Origin of the sequence: Leifsonia sp. C5G2 (genome assembly GCF_013359685.1) — a bacterium.
Lineage (GTDB): Bacteria > Actinomycetota > Actinomycetes > Actinomycetales > Microbacteriaceae > Leifsonia.
In genome coordinates, this window is record NZ_JABFMV010000021.1 from 1 (window position 1) to 17,638 (window position 17,638).

General features: G+C 67.5%; 16 protein-coding genes and 1 riboswitch. Of the genes, 8 read left to right on the top strand and 8 right to left on the bottom strand.

The window, feature by feature from the left end:
* The 3 genes from HNO83_RS18930 to HNO83_RS18940 form a co-directional block, all read left to right on the top strand.
* Positions 1 to 716 (top strand): glutamine synthetase family protein (locus HNO83_RS18930; RefSeq protein WP_502708442.1); only part of this gene is annotated, 716 nt, incomplete at its 5' end.
* Positions 717 to 875: 159 nt separating this feature from the next.
* On the top strand, positions 876 to 2,105 hold the full coding sequence (locus HNO83_RS18935; protein WP_175339090.1) for an MFS transporter: 1,230 nt from the start codon (positions 876 to 878) through the stop codon (positions 2,103 to 2,105).
* Positions 2,105 to 2,596, top strand: a complete 492-nt coding sequence (locus tag HNO83_RS18940; protein ID WP_175339091.1) for an inorganic diphosphatase — start codon at positions 2,105 to 2,107, stop codon at positions 2,594 to 2,596. The genes HNO83_RS18935 and HNO83_RS18940 overlap by 1 nt, the downstream gene beginning before the upstream one ends.
* Positions 2,597 to 2,614: 18 nt before the next feature.
* On the opposite strand, the gene HNO83_RS18945 is transcribed toward HNO83_RS18940, so the two are convergent.
* From HNO83_RS18945 to HNO83_RS20845, 8 genes are all read right to left on the bottom strand, one after another.
* Entirely contained in the window at positions 2,615 to 4,393 is a 1,779-nt protein-coding gene (locus tag HNO83_RS18945; RefSeq protein WP_217499246.1) for a proton-conducting transporter transmembrane domain-containing protein, read from the bottom strand.
* Between the two features lie 254 nt (positions 4,394 to 4,647).
* Positions 4,648 to 5,409, bottom strand: coding sequence for an NADH-quinone oxidoreductase subunit B family protein (locus HNO83_RS18950; RefSeq protein ID WP_217499247.1), 762 nt, complete (start codon positions 5,407 to 5,409; stop codon positions 4,648 to 4,650).
* Between the two features lie 33 nt (positions 5,410 to 5,442).
* The gene (locus tag HNO83_RS18955; protein ID WP_175339094.1) at positions 5,443 to 6,936 is read right to left on the bottom strand and encodes a hydrogenase large subunit; all 1,494 of its coding nucleotides are present in this window, start codon (positions 6,934 to 6,936) and stop codon (positions 5,443 to 5,445) included.
* Entirely contained in the window at positions 6,933 to 8,429 is a 1,497-nt protein-coding gene (locus HNO83_RS18960; RefSeq protein WP_175339095.1) for a proton-conducting transporter transmembrane domain-containing protein, read from the bottom strand. The genes HNO83_RS18955 and HNO83_RS18960 overlap by 4 nt, the downstream gene beginning before the upstream one ends.
* Position 8,430: 1 nt before the next feature.
* Positions 8,431 to 9,123 (bottom strand): hydrogenase, encoded by a 693-nt coding sequence (locus HNO83_RS18965; protein WP_175339096.1) that lies wholly within the window; start codon positions 9,121 to 9,123, stop codon positions 8,431 to 8,433.
* Positions 9,123 to 10,082: a respiratory chain complex I subunit 1 family protein gene (locus HNO83_RS18970; RefSeq protein WP_217499248.1), complete on the bottom strand. Its 960-nt coding sequence runs from the start codon at positions 10,080 to 10,082 to the stop codon at positions 9,123 to 9,125. Before HNO83_RS18970 ends, HNO83_RS18965 begins: the two co-directional genes overlap by 1 nt.
* A gap of 189 nt (positions 10,083 to 10,271) precedes the next feature.
* The gene (locus HNO83_RS18975; protein WP_175339098.1) at positions 10,272 to 11,807 is read right to left on the bottom strand and encodes a MutS-related protein; all 1,536 of its coding nucleotides are present in this window, start codon (positions 11,805 to 11,807) and stop codon (positions 10,272 to 10,274) included.
* Positions 11,804 to 13,363: a MutS-related protein gene (locus tag HNO83_RS20845; protein WP_175339099.1), complete on the bottom strand. Its 1,560-nt coding sequence runs from the start codon at positions 13,361 to 13,363 to the stop codon at positions 11,804 to 11,806. Before HNO83_RS20845 ends, HNO83_RS18975 begins: the two co-directional genes overlap by 4 nt.
* A gap of 37 nt (positions 13,364 to 13,400) precedes the next feature.
* Positions 13,401 to 13,462, bottom strand: a riboswitch (Fluoride riboswitch).
* Between the two features lie 174 nt (positions 13,463 to 13,636).
* On the opposite strand from HNO83_RS20845, the gene HNO83_RS18985 reads away from it, so the two are divergent.
* The 5 genes from HNO83_RS18985 to eno all read left to right on the top strand — a co-directional run bounded on the left by HNO83_RS18985 (position 13,637) and on the right by eno (position 17,367).
* Positions 13,637 to 14,155 carry a universal stress protein gene (locus tag HNO83_RS18985; RefSeq protein ID WP_175339100.1) on the top strand — a complete coding sequence of 173 codons (519 nt, stop codon included), beginning with the start codon at positions 13,637 to 13,639 and terminating at the stop codon, positions 14,153 to 14,155.
* Complete coding sequence (locus HNO83_RS18990; protein ID WP_175339101.1) at positions 14,152 to 14,907, top strand: 2,3-bisphosphoglycerate-dependent phosphoglycerate mutase; 756 nt, start codon at positions 14,152 to 14,154, stop codon at positions 14,905 to 14,907. Before HNO83_RS18985 ends, HNO83_RS18990 begins: the two co-directional genes overlap by 4 nt.
* Positions 14,908 to 14,934: 27 nt before the next feature.
* A complete protein-coding gene (locus HNO83_RS18995) occupies positions 14,935 to 15,438 on the top strand; it encodes a fluoride efflux transporter FluC (RefSeq protein WP_175339102.1) in 504 nt (167 codons plus the stop codon).
* On the top strand, positions 15,435 to 15,812 hold the full coding sequence (gene crcB / locus HNO83_RS19000) for a fluoride efflux transporter CrcB (RefSeq protein WP_175339103.1): 378 nt from the start codon (positions 15,435 to 15,437) through the stop codon (positions 15,810 to 15,812). Before HNO83_RS18995 ends, crcB begins: the two co-directional genes overlap by 4 nt.
* Positions 15,813 to 15,993: 181 nt before the next feature.
* A complete protein-coding gene (eno, locus tag HNO83_RS19005; protein ID WP_175339104.1) occupies positions 15,994 to 17,367 on the top strand; it encodes a phosphopyruvate hydratase in 1,374 nt (457 codons plus the stop codon).
* Positions 17,368 to 17,638 lie beyond the last annotated feature (271 nt).

Below are 17,638 nucleotides of genomic sequence, written 5' to 3' on the forward strand. Positions count from 1 at the left end.
ACATCCTGAAGTTCAAGTACATCGTCAAGAACACGGCGAACGAGTGGGGCAAGACCGCCACCTTCATGCCGAAGCCGCTCTTCGGCGACAACGGCTCGGGCATGCACACCCACCAGTCGCTGTGGAACGACGGCAAGCCGCTCTTCTACGACGAGGCCGGCTACGGCGGCCTCTCCGACATCGCCCGCTGGTACATCGGCGGCCTGCTCAAGCACGCCCCCGCCGTCCTGGCCTTCACGAACCCGACGGTGAACTCGTTCCACCGCCTGGTCCCGGGCTTCGAGGCGCCGGTCAACCTGGTGTACTCGGCGGGCAACCGCTCGGCGTCCATCCGCATCCCGATCACGGGCTCCAACCCGAAGGCCAAGCGCATCGAGTTCCGCGCGCCGGACGCCTCCGGCAACCCGTACCTCGCGTTCGCCGCCCAGCTGATGGCCGGCCTCGACGGCATCAAGAACCGCATCGAGCCGCACGAGCCGGTCGACAAGGACCTCTACGAGCTCCCGCCGGAGGAGGCCCGCAACATCCCGCAGGTCCCGGCGTCGCTGGGCGAGGCGCTCGACGCGCTGGAGGCCGACCACGACTTCCTGATCGCAGGCGGCGTGTTCACCCCGGAGCTCATCGAGACCTGGATCGAGTACAAGCGCGAGAAGGAGATCAAGCCCCTCGCGCAGCGTCCCCACCCGTTCGAGTACGAGCTCTATTACGGCCTCTGAAATGACGGCCGCCATCACGACTTCTGCCGGAGTACCGGCAGAGCCAGAACGCTCCCGCGCCGCTATGGGTTCGTCCACGGGCCCGGCGCGGGAGCCAGAGGGGGAACGTCCTTCGCCGAGGCGTTCCCCCTCGACCTGACACCTTCGGAGGATACGCCGATGAGCGCACCGCGTGACACGGGCACAGGGCCCGACGAACGCTGGATCACGCCGGGCGTCGTCTCGATCGGCGCGGCGAGCTTTTTCTCCGACTCCGGACACGAGATCGCCACGAGTGTGATGCCCGCATTCCTCACCAGCGTGCTTGGCGGCTCGGCAGCAGCGCTCGGCGTCATCGAAGGGATAAGCGACGCCCTCACGGGTGTCACTAAGGTCGTTGGCGGACCGCTCGCGAACGACCCGGCCCGTCGCCGGTCGCTGGCAACGGGCGGGTACATCGTCACGGCCGTCGCGACCGCGGCGATCGGTCTGGCGACTGCCGTCTGGCAGGTGGGTGTCCTTCGCGCTTTCGCCTGGGCTGCTCGCGGGATCCGCTCCCCCGCCCGTGATTCGCTCCTGGGTTCACTTGCGAACCCGAACGCCTACGGGAAGTCGTTCGGCATCGAGCGCGCCGGCGACAACCTCGGTGCAGTCGTCGGCCCACTCCTTGCCGCCGGCCTGGTCGCCTGGGTGGGCATTCGACCGGCGATATGGTTCGCGTTCATCCCCGGGATCCTCGCCGCCGTCGCGATCATCGTCGCCGCCAGAGAGGCCAAGCGACGCTTCGGCGATCAGACGAAGGAGCGAGTACGGCTCAATATCGCCGGGCTCCGCTCAGCAGGCCTTGGCCGCCCTTTGCTGCCGATCCTGTTGTTCGAGTGCGGCAACTTGGCGACGACCATGCTGATCCTCCGCTCGACAGATCAGCTCACTGCATTGGGCTTCGCGTCCGCCGCGTCGCTGGCGATCCTGTTCTACGCCGGCCACAACGCCATCGCCGCCGCGATCTCCTTCATCGGCGGTGTATGGCTCGACCGCGCCGGGCCACGTATCGTGTTCGCCGCTGGTGCTGCTGCGTACGTGCTCGGCTACGCGGCGTTCTCCGTGCCCGGTGTCGGATGGGCGCTTCTTCTGCTCGGGTTCATCTTGGCCGGCGCGGGTATCGGACTCGCTGAAACGGCCGAGTCCGCCCTTGTTGCGCGTGCACTTCCCGATCGGGTGCGCGGAACTGGTTTCGGCGTTCTCGGTGGCGTCCAGGCGATCGGCAACATCGTCGGAACCGTCGTCGCAGGCATCCTCTACACAACACTTTCACCGACCGCAGCGTTCATCTACGCGGCCGCATGGATGCTGCTTTCTTTCGCCGCCTCGGCCTTCTTCACCAACCCCAGTTCAGAGAGGACACCCTGATGCAGTTCGACGTGACCATCGAGATCCCCGCAGGTAGCAACAACAAGTACGAGATCGATCACGAGACCGGTCGGCTCCGGTTGGACCGGACACTCTTCTCGTCCATGGTGTATCCGGTCGACTACGGATTCATCCCCGACACTCTCGGTGAAGACGGTGATCCTCTCGACGCGTTTGTCCTGCTCGGGGCACCGGTCGTCCCGAACGTCGATGTCGCTACACGACCTGTCGGGGTCCTGCGCATGACGGACGAGGCAGGCATCGACTGGAAGATCCTCTGCGTACCCGACGGGGATCCCCGCTGGGCTAGCATCCAGGACGTTGCGGACGTCCCGCAGGAGCTGCTGGCCAAGATCGAGCACTTCTTCGCCCAGTACAAGGAGCTCGAGCCTGGCAAGCACGCCGACATTGCCGGCTGGGGCGGCAAAGCGGAAGCCGAGCAGATCGTCCGCGACGCACTCGCCCGCGAACGAGACCGCGTCGACCACTGATCCCGTCGGCGTCGGCCGTCAGGCCAACGCGGTCACCACGACGATGACCGCGAGCAGCGCGATCAGCATGTACGCCATGTAGGCGTCGAGCCGCCCGGACTGGAGCTTTCGTGCTGCCGCGACCACAGCACGGACCGCGGGAAGCAACGGGCGATAGAGGTAGCGCTGAACGACGTCGGTGACATCCACGACGTATCCGAGCCGGGCGGACGCAGCGGCGGGCCGGCCCCCAGACGAGCCGGCATCCGGGCTCAGCTCCCGCAGCTCATGCCGAGTCATCAAGAGGGCGGCGAGGACCTTGCGGATCGGGTTGGCAAACCCGTAGGAGGTGTAGCCGGTGCGTCCTGGGGCCCCCTCAGATCCAGAGGTCCAAGCGGGTGTACGCCGTACCCGCCAGAATCGGCGGCCGGAGAAAACGATGGCGACGACGATGGTGATCACGACGTAGGCGGGGATCACGATCCACAGTAACGTCGGCGAGAGAGCGGAGAAGTCCGCGAACACCGGTTGGAGAACCCACCCACCGGCCAGGGCGCCATTAGTTGTCGTCCCGGCGATCGGACGTATCCCCGCCGCGATCATCACGACCACGAGCGGAGCCACGGCGGCGACTCCGAGACAGGCAGCAGCCAACAGGCCCGTCGCCGCCCGATGGGTCCACGACCGTTCAGCCTCGCGATGAGCGGGCCGAGGGTTCGCGGGCTTGCCGAACGCAGTGAGCCCGACCAGGCGTACGAAGGCAATCCCGGAGACACCGATCGTGAGGGCGACAAGGATGCCGCAGACCGCCATGCACAGCTGCAGCGGCAACTGCCCGACCCGAAACTGCTGCATCAGCGCCTCCAGGGTCATCCACTCGGAGGCGAACCCGGCTGTCAGCGGCATTCCGGCGAGGGTGAGTCCACCGACGACGAGCCCGACGCCAGTGAATGGCAATGTCCGTGCTACACCGCGAAGTTGGTCGAGGTCGGTGGTGCCGAGCCCCACCTCCACGGCGTTCGCGCTGATGAACAACAGCGACTTCGCCGCGGCGTGCGTGATCACCTGGAGCGTGCCGGCCAAGAGGCCCACCGCCACCAGCTGCTTCGACCCGATCGTTTCGCCGACCAGCGCCACCGCGAAACCCGCACCGATCACCCCTGCGTTCTCGACGCTCGACCAGGCGATCAGGCCGCGCAGGTCCGCGTGGACGGCGGCGTGGGCGATTCCGAGGATGGCCGACACCCCGGCGAGCAGGAGGACGGCGCAGGTCAGCCAGGTCGGTGGGGCGCCGAGGACGTCGAGTGTCCTCCACAGCCCGTAGAAGCCGGCGTTCACAGCCATGCCGGCCAGCAGCGCGCGGACAGGACCTGGAGCGGCCGAGTAGCTCGGCGGCAGCCAAACGTGGGCAGGGACGAGTCCCACTTTCACCGCAAATCCTGCGAGCAGGAGCGTGTAGCCGAGCGCCGTCCACGCGCCCGGATGCCGGCCGAGCTCGGACAGGGCGATCGAACCGGATTGCGCGGCGAGGACGCCGCCACCGAGGAGGAGCAGCGCACCGCTGGTCTTGCTGAATCCGGCGGCGAGAACAGCTGCTCGCCCCCGCCCTGCCCTCCTGCGGTCGTAGCCGACGGCCAGATAGAAGGAGAAGCCCAGCAGCTCCCACCCGGCGAGAAGCGTGAACAGGTCGTTCGCGGTCAGCACCAGCCCGACGGCGAGCCCGACGAGCGCGGCCGCCGAGCCAAGCCGCGGTCTGGATGCTCCACCGCGGGTGAGGCCAACCAGAAAGGCAGGGACTGCGACGCCGAAGGTGATCACGAGGAACAACCCGGTCAATGAGTCGACATGGAGCCCGATCGCGCCGAGTGGCGGGGACGACTCGAGCGTGGTGGACTCGCCGGTTCCGGCAAGTGCACGGGCGCCGACGACGACAAGCAGCAGGGAAGCCAGGACGGAGAGCGTCCAGGACGTCGCCGCGGCGATGCGCGACCAGCGCCGAGCGTCGGAGTCCACGCGGAGCGCCAGCCAGCCGACGGCACCGGCGGCGAGGAAGAGTAGGAGACCGAGCACCGTCATCGTCGCGTCTCCTTCCGGGCGGGCAGCCGGTCGAGGGCGAGCAGGATCCCGTGCAGGATCGCGAACGGGGAGGCCGGCGAGCCGGGCACCCACACGTCGACGTCGAGGAGGCCGCCGATGCCGCCGGACGTGGCGTACCCGCTGCCGACGATCCCGCCGCTGATGGCATCCACCCCGGTAGCGATCACGACGGTCGGGGTCGGCATGGCCTCCAGGGTGGTGAGGAGCGCGTCGGTCATCCCGTGGGCGCCGAGCCCGGTGACGAGGAGGATGTCGGCGTGACGCGGGCTGGCGGTGAAGAACAGGCCGAGGCGGTGGAGATCGTAGACGGGGTTGGTGAGCGCCTGCACCTCCCACTCGTCCGACCCGTCCGAGCCGGTGTCGACGTGGCGCAGGTGCACGGATTGGCGCAGCCGCCGCACCCGGGCGGCGAGCTCGGCGCGAACGGCACGGAGAGCGTCCTCGGTCTCGGCGGGTTCGCCGACGACGATGCTGCGACGGGTGAGATCGGCGACGTCGGAGCCCTCCCGCCACGCGAAGGTGTGCGGCGCGATGAGCGGGCACCGGCCGCAGAGGATGCACCGGCCGCGGTCGAGTCGCAGCCTCCCGTCGTCCCCGCGGTAGATGGCTTCGGTGGGGCACGCATCGATGGCGCGATCCGTGTCCCGGTCGTCCGCCTCGGCCGAGGTGATGTCGATGGTGCCTGCGAACCCGTCACCGTATTCGTCTGGTCGTTGCGGCCAACGGGTGGTGATCACTCCGTCGCGGAGTCCTCGTGTTGCCCACGGCATCTACATCGCCACCCCTGCTGCGCTGAGTCCGAAGCTGAACTCGTTGAAGGCGAAGTCGGTCAATACGTCGCCATTGAACACGTCGTGCAAGAGGACCAGGTTGTGCAGGGATGGCGTGCGGGCGAAGCAGCGCACGATCCGGCCTTCCTGCAGTTCGGTGACGTAGACGATCTCGCCGTGCGGGCCTTCGGACCAGCCGACCGCCGTCCCCGTGGCGGCGGGGACGTGCGCCCGGGAGCTCTCGCCGGCGACCTCCCGCAGCGCCGAGCAGGCACGCTCTACGAGGACGACCGAAGTCTCGATCTCAGACCAGCGGACTCGTGTTCGGGCGAGGACATCGGCGGTCTTCTCGACGGCGGGCTCCAGCCCCTCCACGAGAAGGCCGTAGGCATCGGTGGGCCTGCTCCACCGGTTGTCGTCGATGACTCCGCTTCCTCTGCCGACCGGGCCGAGCGCGCCCCACTCGCGCGCACGTGCCGGGTCCAGTCGGCCGGTTCCGCGGAGCCTGTCGAGGAAAGACGGTGTCTTCATAGCGAGCGCCGCATCCGGCCGGATGCGCTCCCTCAGCACACGCACCGCGTCCAGGATCTCGTCCGGGCTGAGTGCGAGCGGGCGCGCGATTCCACCGGGGACCACGAAGGAGCGTCCGAACCGGCTGCCGGTCAGTGCGCTCATCAACCGCAAGGTGGATTCCTTGTGCCAGGCGAACCGTGCGTTCGCGACCGCGAGCCCGGCCGCTTCGGCGAGCTTCATGGCCACGTCGAGGTGGTTGGCGATCCGTTCGACCTCGGCGACGACGACCCGCGAGAGCTGTGCCCGCAGCGGAGGGATCGTGCCGGTGAGCGCCTCGACTGAATGCACGTACGCCGACGCATGGGTGGCCGAGGCGATTCCTTCGACGCGTTCGGCGACGAGGACGCCGTCGTCGATGCTGCGACCCTCGAACGCCTTCGCGATGCCGCGGTGCTTGTAGTGCGGCCGGATGTTCAACCGCGGGATGTCCTCTCCGGGCGTCTCGACGAGGTACTCGATCGACTCGGCGACACCCGAGCGGACCGGGCCGTAGGCGATCGTGAACAACCCGCGACCCTCCACCTCGACTGGGCCCGGCGGTGTAGCGGTGCGAACGGCGGATTCCTCCAGGTGCGCACCGTTCTGTCCCGGCCGTGGCCGCAGAGAGCCCTCCGCGATCGGCAACAACAGTGGGTCGAGCCGGGGGTGCCCGACCGGAACGACCCCGGACAGATCCGCCGCGGCGCGCTCGTACCAGAACGCGCTCGGCACCACCGGGGTCAGCGCGGGATAGCGCAGACCGTCACCCTCGTCGACCACGTCGATCGAGCGGAGCTCGAACCCGCCGTCCACCGCCAGCAGCACGGTCAACCGGCAGCCGCCGGCGGTCGCGGTGCCGAACAGGCCGGCGAAGCGTGCGCCATCCTCGATGCTGTCGCGGATCGCGTCCCGCCACTGCTCTGCCAGCCGGACGTCGCTCATCGCCCCACCCCCAACTGCTGCGCTCCCGCGTTCAACAGCGCCGACAATGCGTCCGGAGGGTGCACGCCGAGCCAGAGCAGCGCCACCATCGCCACGACGACGGGGACCACCATCCACATACTCGGCTCGCCGCGAGTGGGAAGCGGCTCGCCGTCGCGAGCGGGACGGAACAGCATCCGCGTCACCGCCATGGAGAGCCCGAAGAACGCGAACGTGACCAGCAGCACCAGCGCCGCCGCGCCCGCGGTTTTCGCGCCCTGGAGGCCCCCGATGACGATCTGGAACTCGCTGCGGAAGATGCTGAACGGCGGGAGCGCGCAGAGCGCGAAGATCGCCAGCAGGAACAGCGGCGCCGACCAGGGCAGCACCCCGAGGCCGTCCCGGATACGGCGCAGCTCTTTGGTCCGGTACGTGTGGACGAACACCCCGGCGCCCATGAACGCCGCGCCCTTGCCGAGCGCGTGACCCAGGACATGCAGTAGCACCCCGGCGAAGGCGAGGGGGGTGCCGAAGCTGACGCCGATCGCGAGGATACCCATGTGCTCGATGCTGGAGTACGCGAGCATCCGTTTGAGGTTCTTCTGGTCGAACAGGTACAGCGCGGCCAGCAGCAGCGAGAGCACGCCGAAGATCAGCAGCATCGTCTGCGGGAACGTTGGCCCGAGCGCGGCGACGGCGACCTGGAAGTAGCGCACGATCGCGTAGAAGCTGGTCGCCAGGAGTGCTCCGGAGAGCAGCGCGGACACCGGGGTCGGCGCCTCCGAGTGCGCGTCGGGCAGCCAGGTGTGCACCGGGAAGAGGCCCACTTTGGTGCCGTACCCGACAACCGCGAGGGCGAACGCGAATTGCACCGGCGTCGAGGGAAGGTGCTTCGCCGCGTCCAGGAGCGGTGCGAAGGCGAGATCGTAGGAGGAGCCGAGGGCGGTGGCGCCGGCGTAGTAGAGCATGATCGTGGCCAGCAGTGCGATGCCGAGCCCGGAGGATGCGATGAGGACGTACTTCCACGCGGCTTCTGCCGCCTCGTCGGTGTTGTCGAGCGCGACAAGCAGAGCCGAGACGACCGTCGTGATCTCCACGGCGATCCAGAGCAGCGCGAGGCCGTTGACGAGAGGTGCGCAGATCATCGACCAGGCGAAGATGTTGAAGCCCGCGTAGAACCGGGCCGAGTAGCGCCGGAAGCTGCGGTCGACGCCGACGCTGGAGGAGGCGGCGGCGCGGGCTCGGTCGCCGAAGTAGCCGACGGCGTAGATGCTGGTCAGCGCGAATAGCGAGGTGGTGGCCAGGAGGAACACACAGCCGACCGCGTCCAGGCGCAGATACCCAGTGACCTCGACCGTCCCGGTCGTCGCCGCAGGGACCAGCGCGATCGAGAGCGCCATGCAGACGACGGCGACCGCCACCGTCAGGGCGCGCGCGACGCGATACGACGCCACGAACGAGATGATCGCCGCACCCAGCGGCATCGTGACGAGGAGGATCAGCAATGTCGACATCTCAGCCTCGCAACCGGTCGAGCGGGATGGTGGACAGCGTGTTCGACCGGCCGTGATGGATGCGGATGAGCACCCCGAAGACGACGACGGCGACGAGTAGGTCGAACAGAAACGCGACTTCGAGGATGAGCGGCAGCCCGGCCGCGACGACGAGACTCGCCATAGAGACCCCGTTCTCGAGCGAGAAGAACCCGATGGCCTGGCTGACCACGTCCCTCCGCAGGATCATCAGCACGAACGAGACCAGTACGACGGCCATCGACAGGCTCAATGCTGTCGACGGGAGTACCGGTGAGTCGATGTGAAGTGCCCCGACAGCGAAGAACCCGAACGCTGCCACGATGAGCGCGATCACCACCTCGCTGGCCACACCGACCGCGCCGCTTCCGGCGATCTCGGTTCCGGAGCGGCGCAGCTGCCGGAGCATCACCAGCGGGACGATCACCACCTTCAGCGCGAAAGAGATCGCGGCCAACGCGTAGAGTTCGGGGATGCCACGGCCGGCAGCCACCACGAAGGCGAGCACGCTGACGGCGGCCGACTGCATGGCGTATAGCCCCACCTGGGAGCGCAGCATCGCCGCGCGCAACATCCCGAATTCGAGCAGCAGGACGATCACGGCGACCGTGTTCGCGGTGCCCTCGTATACGCTCGGCACGCTCTGCGCCGCAGCCGTCGCGGACAGGGACAGCATCAGCCACCTCCGAGGTAGAGGGTCAGGATGGCGAGCACCGCGAGCAGGAACGCGGCCGCGACGAACTCGGTGATTTTGAACAGCCGGAGCTTGGCGAACGTGTTGTCGATCACCGCGACGACGACACCGAGGGCGGTGGCCTTCACCAGCAGAGCGATGATTGCGAGCACCACGAGGTCCAGGCGTCCGCTCGGTGCGAGACCCCACGGCGCCACGAAAACGTTGAGCAGGATCGTGTAGAAGATCAGCTGCTTCGCCGCCGATCCCCACTTCAGCAAGGCCAGGTAGGGCCCGGAGTGCTCGAACGACCTGGCCTCCTCGATCATGCCGAACTCGATCGTGCCGGTATGGGTCTCAACGGGGATGCGGGCCGTCTCGAACAGGATCACCATGAACAACGCCGCCGAAGCCAGAAGGTGCGCCGGCCGGATGATCTGCTCCGGCCCGCTGGTGACGGTCGCGCCGAGCACGTACGGCAGATCGGTCGTGGTGAGGATCGCGACCGTGAATACGACCAGCAGCACGACCGGCTCTGTGATCGCCCCGAAGGTCTTGGCACGGCTGGCGCCGAGCTGTGCGTACGGGTCGCCAGTGGACGCCGCGGCGACGGCGACGACGAAGCTGGCGAGGGCGAGAATGAAGCCGCCGCCGAGGATGTCGCCCATATTCCCCAACGGCAGCCCGAAGGTGGTCAGCACGGGGATCAGCAGCGGGACGGTGAGGTAGCAGGCGAACGCGATCACCGGACCGGCGAGGAAGAACCAGCCGGCGCCTGCCGGGGCGAGAGCCTCCTTGCCGAACAGCTTCGCGAGGTCGAAGTAGGGCTGCAGGATTCTTGGGCCTCGGCGCCCCTGCATCCGGGCTTCGATGCTCGCGATGATCCCGCTCACGCCCGGCGCGGCGCCGGCGATCGTGAGGACTTGAAGGAATTGGATGACGGGTGCGGAGAGTTCGATCACTGTGCTCCCGCCGCGGTCGTTGCAGCCACGGTCGGAGGTGGATCGGAGCGAGGGCTCTGCCCGGTGCTCTCGTCCTCGTTCCAATGCGCGTGCATGCCTGTTCCCATCTCTGGTCACAGGGGCTATCAGCGCGTAGGCGGTTCGGACGAGGGTCGTCCCGGCGAGCTCCATCGCCGGATGCTCAGTGAATCACGGCTCTTCGAACGCGGTCAAGGACATCCGTTCGGCGGGTCGCGGATCCTTCTCGTCGCCGAATACGCGTTGGTAGACGTCCCAGCCGAAGCTGGTGGAGAGGGGTTCGCCTTCGGTCAGGGTGAAGTCGCGGCTGCCGTCCTCTGCGCGATGGGCGCGCAGGAAGAGCGTGTCCTCGCGGTTTTCCTCGCGCAGCCGGTGCGCGAAGTCGAACAGGTGGGTCACGAAGGCGACGGTCACCGCGCGATCCCGGAACGCGTGGACGACGTGACGAGAGATCTCCGAGCCTTCCCGTTCATTGGTGGAGGCGAACGACTCGTTGAAGAGCACCATTGCCCCCGGTGTCACGGCGTCGACGATCCGACTCATCCGGCCGAGCTCCTCATCCAGCTTGCCGCTGACGAGCTGCTTGTCCTCCTCGCGCTTGAAGTGGGTGAAGATGCCGGTGCGGACACCGGTGCTCAACGCCGTGGCGGGGGCGAAGAGTCCGCACTGGGTGAGCAGCTGGGCCTGGCCCAGGCTGCGCAGGAACGTGGACTTGCCGCCGCGGTTCGCTCCGGTGATCACGACCAGAGGGGTCGCTGTGGCATCGATCGTGTTGCCGACGGCGGGCCGGCCGCCGATCAGCACGAGAGCGATGTCGTAGAGCTCGTCTGCCGCGAATCCGGCCGTGTCGGTCAGTGTGGGGATTGTCGTCGGTTCGCCCTGCGCGGTCAGCGCGTCGTGGAGGTTGATAGCTCCGAGGTAGAACGCGAGCTCGCGTTGCAGCATCGTCAGGAAGCTCTTGATGTGATCGGTCGACTGGATCAGCGCGTTCGCGACGAGGTCGACTCCGCGGTCCTGGAGCTCGTGGAGCGCGCTGAAGCCGGCCTCGTCCCGGTCCGGGATGGTCATCGTGTGCGCGGGGTGGGTGAACCCCAGCCGCTGCAGCAGCGGGATACGGCGGCCGGAGGGGCGGCGCAGGGTGATCCTTGTAGGCTTGTTCGCCTCTCCGAGGTGGGCGCTGCTGAGCACTCCGTGCCGGAATCGCAACTGGGCGAGGTGCTCGTCGATCTCCTCGAAGTACTCGTCCGTCAACTCGGACTGCAGCATCTGGAACAGGGTCGTGAACGCCGGCGACCGGAAGGCGGGTGCGTTTTCGTCGGCGAGCAGCCGCAGACTCCGCAGGTAGCGGATGTACACCTCCATCAGCTGGCTGCCGTGATGAACCATCCCGGACGGGGAGGACAACCCCCAGCTGTAGATGCGTTTCGCCTCCGCCAGCGCTTGGACCGGCAGCGCGTAGAGCGCGCGGATTGCGTCCGGGTTCGCGAGTGCGTCAGTGAGGGCCTGCTGGCGGTGACGGATCTGGTCCGCGTCGGTCAACGGCTGGTGGAGGGCCGCGGTCGCGGTCTCGGCGAGGAATGCGTCGTCGGCTGCCATCGCGCGCACGAGGACGCCGAGTTCGAGGTCGGCGAACCGGTCGTGCTGGTTCTCATCCGGATGATCGATGAGAACGAAGTCGGCGTCGGTGAAGAGCAGGTGGGCCTTCATGATGCGATCCGTTCGGTGATCCGGGCGGTGGACAGTCCGTAGCGGTCAGCGAGGGCGGTCGCGTGTGCCAGGCCGTCGGCGGGCCGCCGTTCGATGTGGAAGGTGCGCCGGGTCACGTCGTCCGGGTCAACCTCGGCGACCATGCTGACCGTCTCCGGACCGAGGGCGGTCAGCTCGTCAATGAACGTCACGTAGACGCCCATCGCGCCCTCATCGATCAACGTGCGGAGGATCCTCTCGCCGAGCTCGAGCGCGTCCTGGGCGGTGGTCGAGGTGAACGTCTCGTTCATGATCACGATGCTGCGATCGTCAGCCGAGGAGATGATCGCGTGCGCCCGCACCAGGTCGTCCTCGAGTTTGCCGGCCAGGTTGGTGAGATCTTCCTGCCGTTCGAAGTGAGTGTAGAGCCGGTCGAACAGCGGGAGGACCGCCCGGCGCGCCGGGACGGGGAGCCCGAGTGCGGCGAGGTAGTGCAGCTGCCCGAAGGACCGTGCGAACGTGGTCTTGCCGCCCTGGTTGGCGCCGGTGACTACGAGGAACTGCTCCCCGCGCCGGAGCTGGAAATCGTTGGTGACCAGCGGCGTCGCGTCCGTCTGTCGCTTAAATGCCAGCGCGAGGTCGTAGCCGCCGGTGACGTTGCTTTCGCGTTCGTCGACGACACGGGGCACGCAGACCGGCAGTCTGTTGCCTGAGGCGTGGGCCAGGTAGTCCTGGTAGGTGAAGTAGAACTGCAGCTCACGGTCGAACCGGGCGAGCGTCGCGGACTGGAACGTCGCGTGCTCATTGCAGAACTTGGCCAACGCCGCGAATGGCTCCGGGAACACGTCAGCCACCAGGCCCAGGATGCCCGCCTCGACATGGTTCATGTCGACCGTGTCGATGAACTTCGTCCGGTGCGTTCCGACGTCGGACTGCCGGAACTTCGCGAAGGTCGCAGCGACGTCGGCGCTGAAGTCCGTCTCGCCGCCGTATGGGATCACGGTGACGCTGTTGCCGTCGATGAGGAACTCGTACTCGACCTCGTCCAGCTGTTCGGCCACACGTTCGGCGTCCTCCGCCAACCGAGTGAATCCCTCCGAGGCGACGTAGCGATCCAGATGGTCCTGGAACACCAGCATTCCCGCCGACTCGAGCGGTGCGTCCATGAGCCCGCGGGCGAGGTTGCCGGTTAGGGTCACATAGTGAGTGACGGCGTCCAGGAACACCCGTTGTCGTTGCAGCACGTATCGCAGTTTGTCGACCAGGGCGAGCTGGGTGCGCAGTTCCCGCATGCCCTCGGCGAAGGCCCGCCCACTCTGCTGCACGCGCTCGTGCGCCAGGTCGGCGAGCACCGCATGACGGAACTCCACCTGCTCCAACGTGGTCAGCGGCGTCCAGTAGAACGGCCGCAGCTCGTAGTCGTCCGTGCCGACCAAGCGTTCGATCACCAGATCGAGGGCAAGGTCGGGGAAGCAGTCCGGTTGCGTTCTTGCCAACTCCATGGAGGCGGCGTCGGTGCCGGCTGGGCCGGCGGCCGGAAACAGGATGCTCGTCAGTTGTGCGCGGTTCTCTTCCACGTGGTCCTCCTACCTGGACGCGATGCAGAGCAAGGGTGTTCAGGTAGAAGCCATCAGCGGGGACCCGCGGTTTCGGTGAGCTTCATCACCGTTTGGGAGCACAACGATACACCCCCCGGCGGTGTGGTTGAACTCGTCGCACCTTCTGGCACACTGTGAGGTGACGATGAACTCGTCGCGGTGGTGGGGCTCACCGCGAACAACCTCGGCGCCGCCGACAACAGTCCCTATCTCGCCAGACGCGCGCGCCCGCCGCCGAGATAGGAGACGTCAATGTCCGATCCCCACACCCCGGACCAGAACCGCTCCGTCATCCTCGTAGGTGTCGAACACGGGTTGGCCGACGCCGTCCTGCTGGAAGCAGCCCATATCGCCCGAGACCTGGACTGCGAACTCATCTGCGCCCACGTCGACCTCGGCCGGTATACGGTCGACGAGAACCCGGACGGATCGGTGCATTCGCTCCCCTTCGACCCCGACCTCCCGGAACTCGATGAGGACGTATTCGACACCGAACTCGCCGCACACATCGAGAAGACCCTCGCAAAGACCGGCGTCAACTGGAGCAAGCGCGAACTCGCCGGCGACCCCGCCCATGCGCTCGGACATCTCGCCGAGACGCTGAACGCCCGCATGATCGTCGTCGGCACCCACGAAGCCGGCCTGCGCTCGGGCCTTCGCGAATTCTTCCGCTCCTCTGTCGCTGTCCACCTCGCGCACCGACAGCACCGGCCGGTGCTGGTCGTCCCCCTGTCGCCGGTGACCGACGGCCGGGCGCTGCCGTGGGAGTGACACGGCTCTACGAGGTCTACCTGCTTCGGCACGGTGAGAGCACCGCGAACGCGCAAGGACTTTTCACCGGTGTGCTCAACCCGCCGTTGACCGAGCGTGGGCGTATTGAAGCGCGAGACGCCGGACTGTTGCTGCACGCGGCGGGCATCAGGCCTGTATCGATCTTCGCGTCGGCGCTCGAGCGGACCATCGCCACGGCACTCATCGTCAAGGATGTCCTCGGCCTTGACGCGGACCTGCGCATCGAGTGGCGGTTGAACGAACGCAACTACGGTGCGCTTACGGGCCAGTCCAAGACAGCGGTCGCTCGCCGCTATGGAGTGAGCCAATTCCTCACCTGGCGACGCTCGTTCCTCACCGCGCCGCCACCGATGAGCGCCGAACAGCTCGAGGCGATCCGGTCCGAAGAGCCCTTCCGGTCACTCCCGCAGGCCGCTCTGACCCCGACGGAGTCGCTCCATGACGTCGGACGGCGGATCCTGCCCTTCGTCGCCGAGCAGCTGTATCCCGTGCTGGTCGAAGAATCGCCGGTGATCGTGGTCGGTCATGGGAACTCGCTTCGCGCCCTGTGCATGATCATCGAGGGCCTCACCCCGCGGCAGGTCGAGCAGCTGGCGATTCCGACCGGTCAGCCCTTGCGGTATCGTTTCGATCTCCGGTCCGGAACGCCCGCTCTCGTAGCACGCGACTACCTCGACCCCGACGCCGCTGTCGAAGCCACCGAACTCCTCAACCGGCAAGGGGGCACCTAGGTGTCGCCTGCGCGAACAGAACCAACCATGAACCCAGACCCCAACGACACTCTCCCCATCGACTCAGACATCGAAGTCGATGACACGCGCACCCGCACACCGCGGCCCGTCCACCTGCGCTGGCGCTACATCGGGCTGGTCTTCGCCGGCGGAGCCATTGGCACGGCCGTTCGCTACCTGTTGTCGTTGAGCATCCCTGCTTGGAACGGCCTGCCGGTCGCGACGTTCGGCATCAATGTCACCGGGGCGTTCTTGCTCGGCTGGCTTCTTGAGACCCTGTCCCGCGGCGGACCAGACGAGGGCAGGCGCAGAGCCATCCGTCTCTTCGCCGGAACCGGGATCATGGGGGGCTACACGACGTACAGTTCGTTTGCGGTCGACACCGACGGGCTCATCGCTACCGCGCACCTCGGCGACAGCATCCTCTACGCCTTGGCCACCGTGCTCGTCGGCGCCGCCGCATCGGTCGGAGGCATCGCGCTCGGCGCAGCCATCCACCGAGCCCGTGCACGGAAGGAGCGCGCGCGATGATCGGTCTGCTCGTTCTCGGGGTCGCCCTCGCCGGCGGCCTCGGCGCCACCTGCCGACTCGTCCTCGACGGAATCCTGAAGGCACGCGTGCGCGTCGCGTACCCGCTCGGCACCACCGTGATCAACATCACCGGCTCTTTTTTGCTCGGCCTGGTGACCGGCCTCGCGATCACCCACCTCCTCCCACCGGAGTGGCGGGCGATCATCGGGGTCGGCTTCATCGGTGGATACACCACCTTCAGCACCGCCAGCTTCGAGACAGTCCGGCTCGCCCAGGAAGGCCGCTACGCGGCCGCGGTCTCCAACGGCTTCGGGATGCTCGCAGGCGCCCTCTTGGCCGCCGGTCTGGGGCTCTGGCTCGGCGGCATGTTCTGACAGGTCGCTGAGAATCATCACGCGAGACACTTTCGCTCTCGAGATTTCTCTGGCACACTCCTGATCAGCGCTTCGGCGCTTCGGCGGTGGGGCTCGCCGACACCAACCTCGATGCCGACAACGGTCCCTATCTCAAGCGATAACGCATGCCCGCGCGCATGCCCTGAGATAGGAGAAACCGATGCACGCCCACGGCTACACCGGTCACATCGACCCTGCCCACCAGGGCCACTATGTGAGCCACCCCGAAGGCCACCCCGTCGTGATCGACCAGGTGACAGCCCGCCAAATCCTCGACTCCCGCGGCTATCCGACCGTCGCTGTCGCCCTGCACCTCGAGGACGGCACCACCGTCGAAGCCTCGGCACCCGCCGGCGCATCCACCGGCGTGTTCGAAGCGGTCGAACTGCGGGACGACGGCCCGTCGTACTCCGGCCGCAGCGTCCACAAGGCCGTTACCTCGGTCACTGACGAGATCTCGCCCGCGCTTGTGGGCAAGCACTGGCGGACCATTCGCGACCTCGACACCGCCATGCGGGAACTCGACGGCACCGACAACCTCGCCCGCCTCGGCGCAAACGCCGTCGTCGCGGTCTCGATCGCCGCCTCCCGAGCCTTCGCCCACGCCGCCGAAGTGCCGCTGCACGTCTGGCTGGCGCGCGTGACCGACAGCGCCGAACGGATGCCCGTCCCGCACTTCAACGTGCTCAACGGCGGCGCTCACGCTGCGAACCCCCTCGAGTTCCAGGAATTCATGATCGCCCCGGTCGGCGCCGTCGACGAAGCCGCGGCCGTCGAGGCCGGGGCGGAGATCTATCATGCCCTCGCCGCGCGGGTGAAGGCCCGCTTCCACACTGCGGGGCTCGGCGACGAGGGCGGCTTCGCGCCTGACATTGCCAGCCCGGAGGACGCGATGGACCTGCTCGTCCAGGCGATCCAGGACGCGGGATATACGCCGGGTGTAGACGAGGTGGCTATCGCGATCGACCCGGCCGCCAACGGGTTCTACGAACGGGAGGGCCAGTACAAGATCGCCGGCCGGCTGATCGGCCGCGACCAGCTCGTCGACTACTACGTCAAGCTGCTCGACCAGTACCCCCTGCGCAGCATCGAGGACGGATTCGCGGAGGACGACCACGCGGGCTGGAAGCTCCTGTTCGACGCGGTCGGTGACCGCACCCAATTGGTCGGCGACGACCTCTACGTCACCGACATGCGCCGCATCGCCGACGGAGCCCGCAACCACTACTCCAACGCCGCCCTGATCAAGCCCAACCAGATCGGCACCGTCTCCGCCACCCTCGACGCCATCGAGACCGCCCGCCGGCTCGGGATGGCCTCGATGGTCTCCCACCGCTCCGGTGAGACCACCGACACGTTCATCGCCGACCTTGTCGTCGGAACCGGCGTCGGGCAGATCAAGACCGGGGCGCCCGCCCGCGGAGAGCGGGTGGCGAAGTACAACCGGCTCCTGGAGATCGCCGATGAGAACCCGGGCCTACCGTACGGGCTCACGCTCGCGAGCGCAGAGGAGCTCGCCGCGATCGAACACTGAACCCACCCAACGTGGGGCGGCGGGTGTGGTCCGCCGGCCCACCGGTCGGCGGCGCGCCTGTATCGCCTCGCCGGTCGTAGCGGTGGCGGCCCCGACCACCTTCCTTGGGACCGTCACCGCTTTCATCTGTCGGAATCGATCGGGCATTCCGCCCGCTTCGTCGTCGCGCGAACCGTCACTCGTTCAGGGTCTCTCGGCCCCGTCCTCACATCTAAGCCGTCGCGTGCTGCGTGTGGCAGCCGATCTCCCGACAGATATGCCGGCCGAGGGC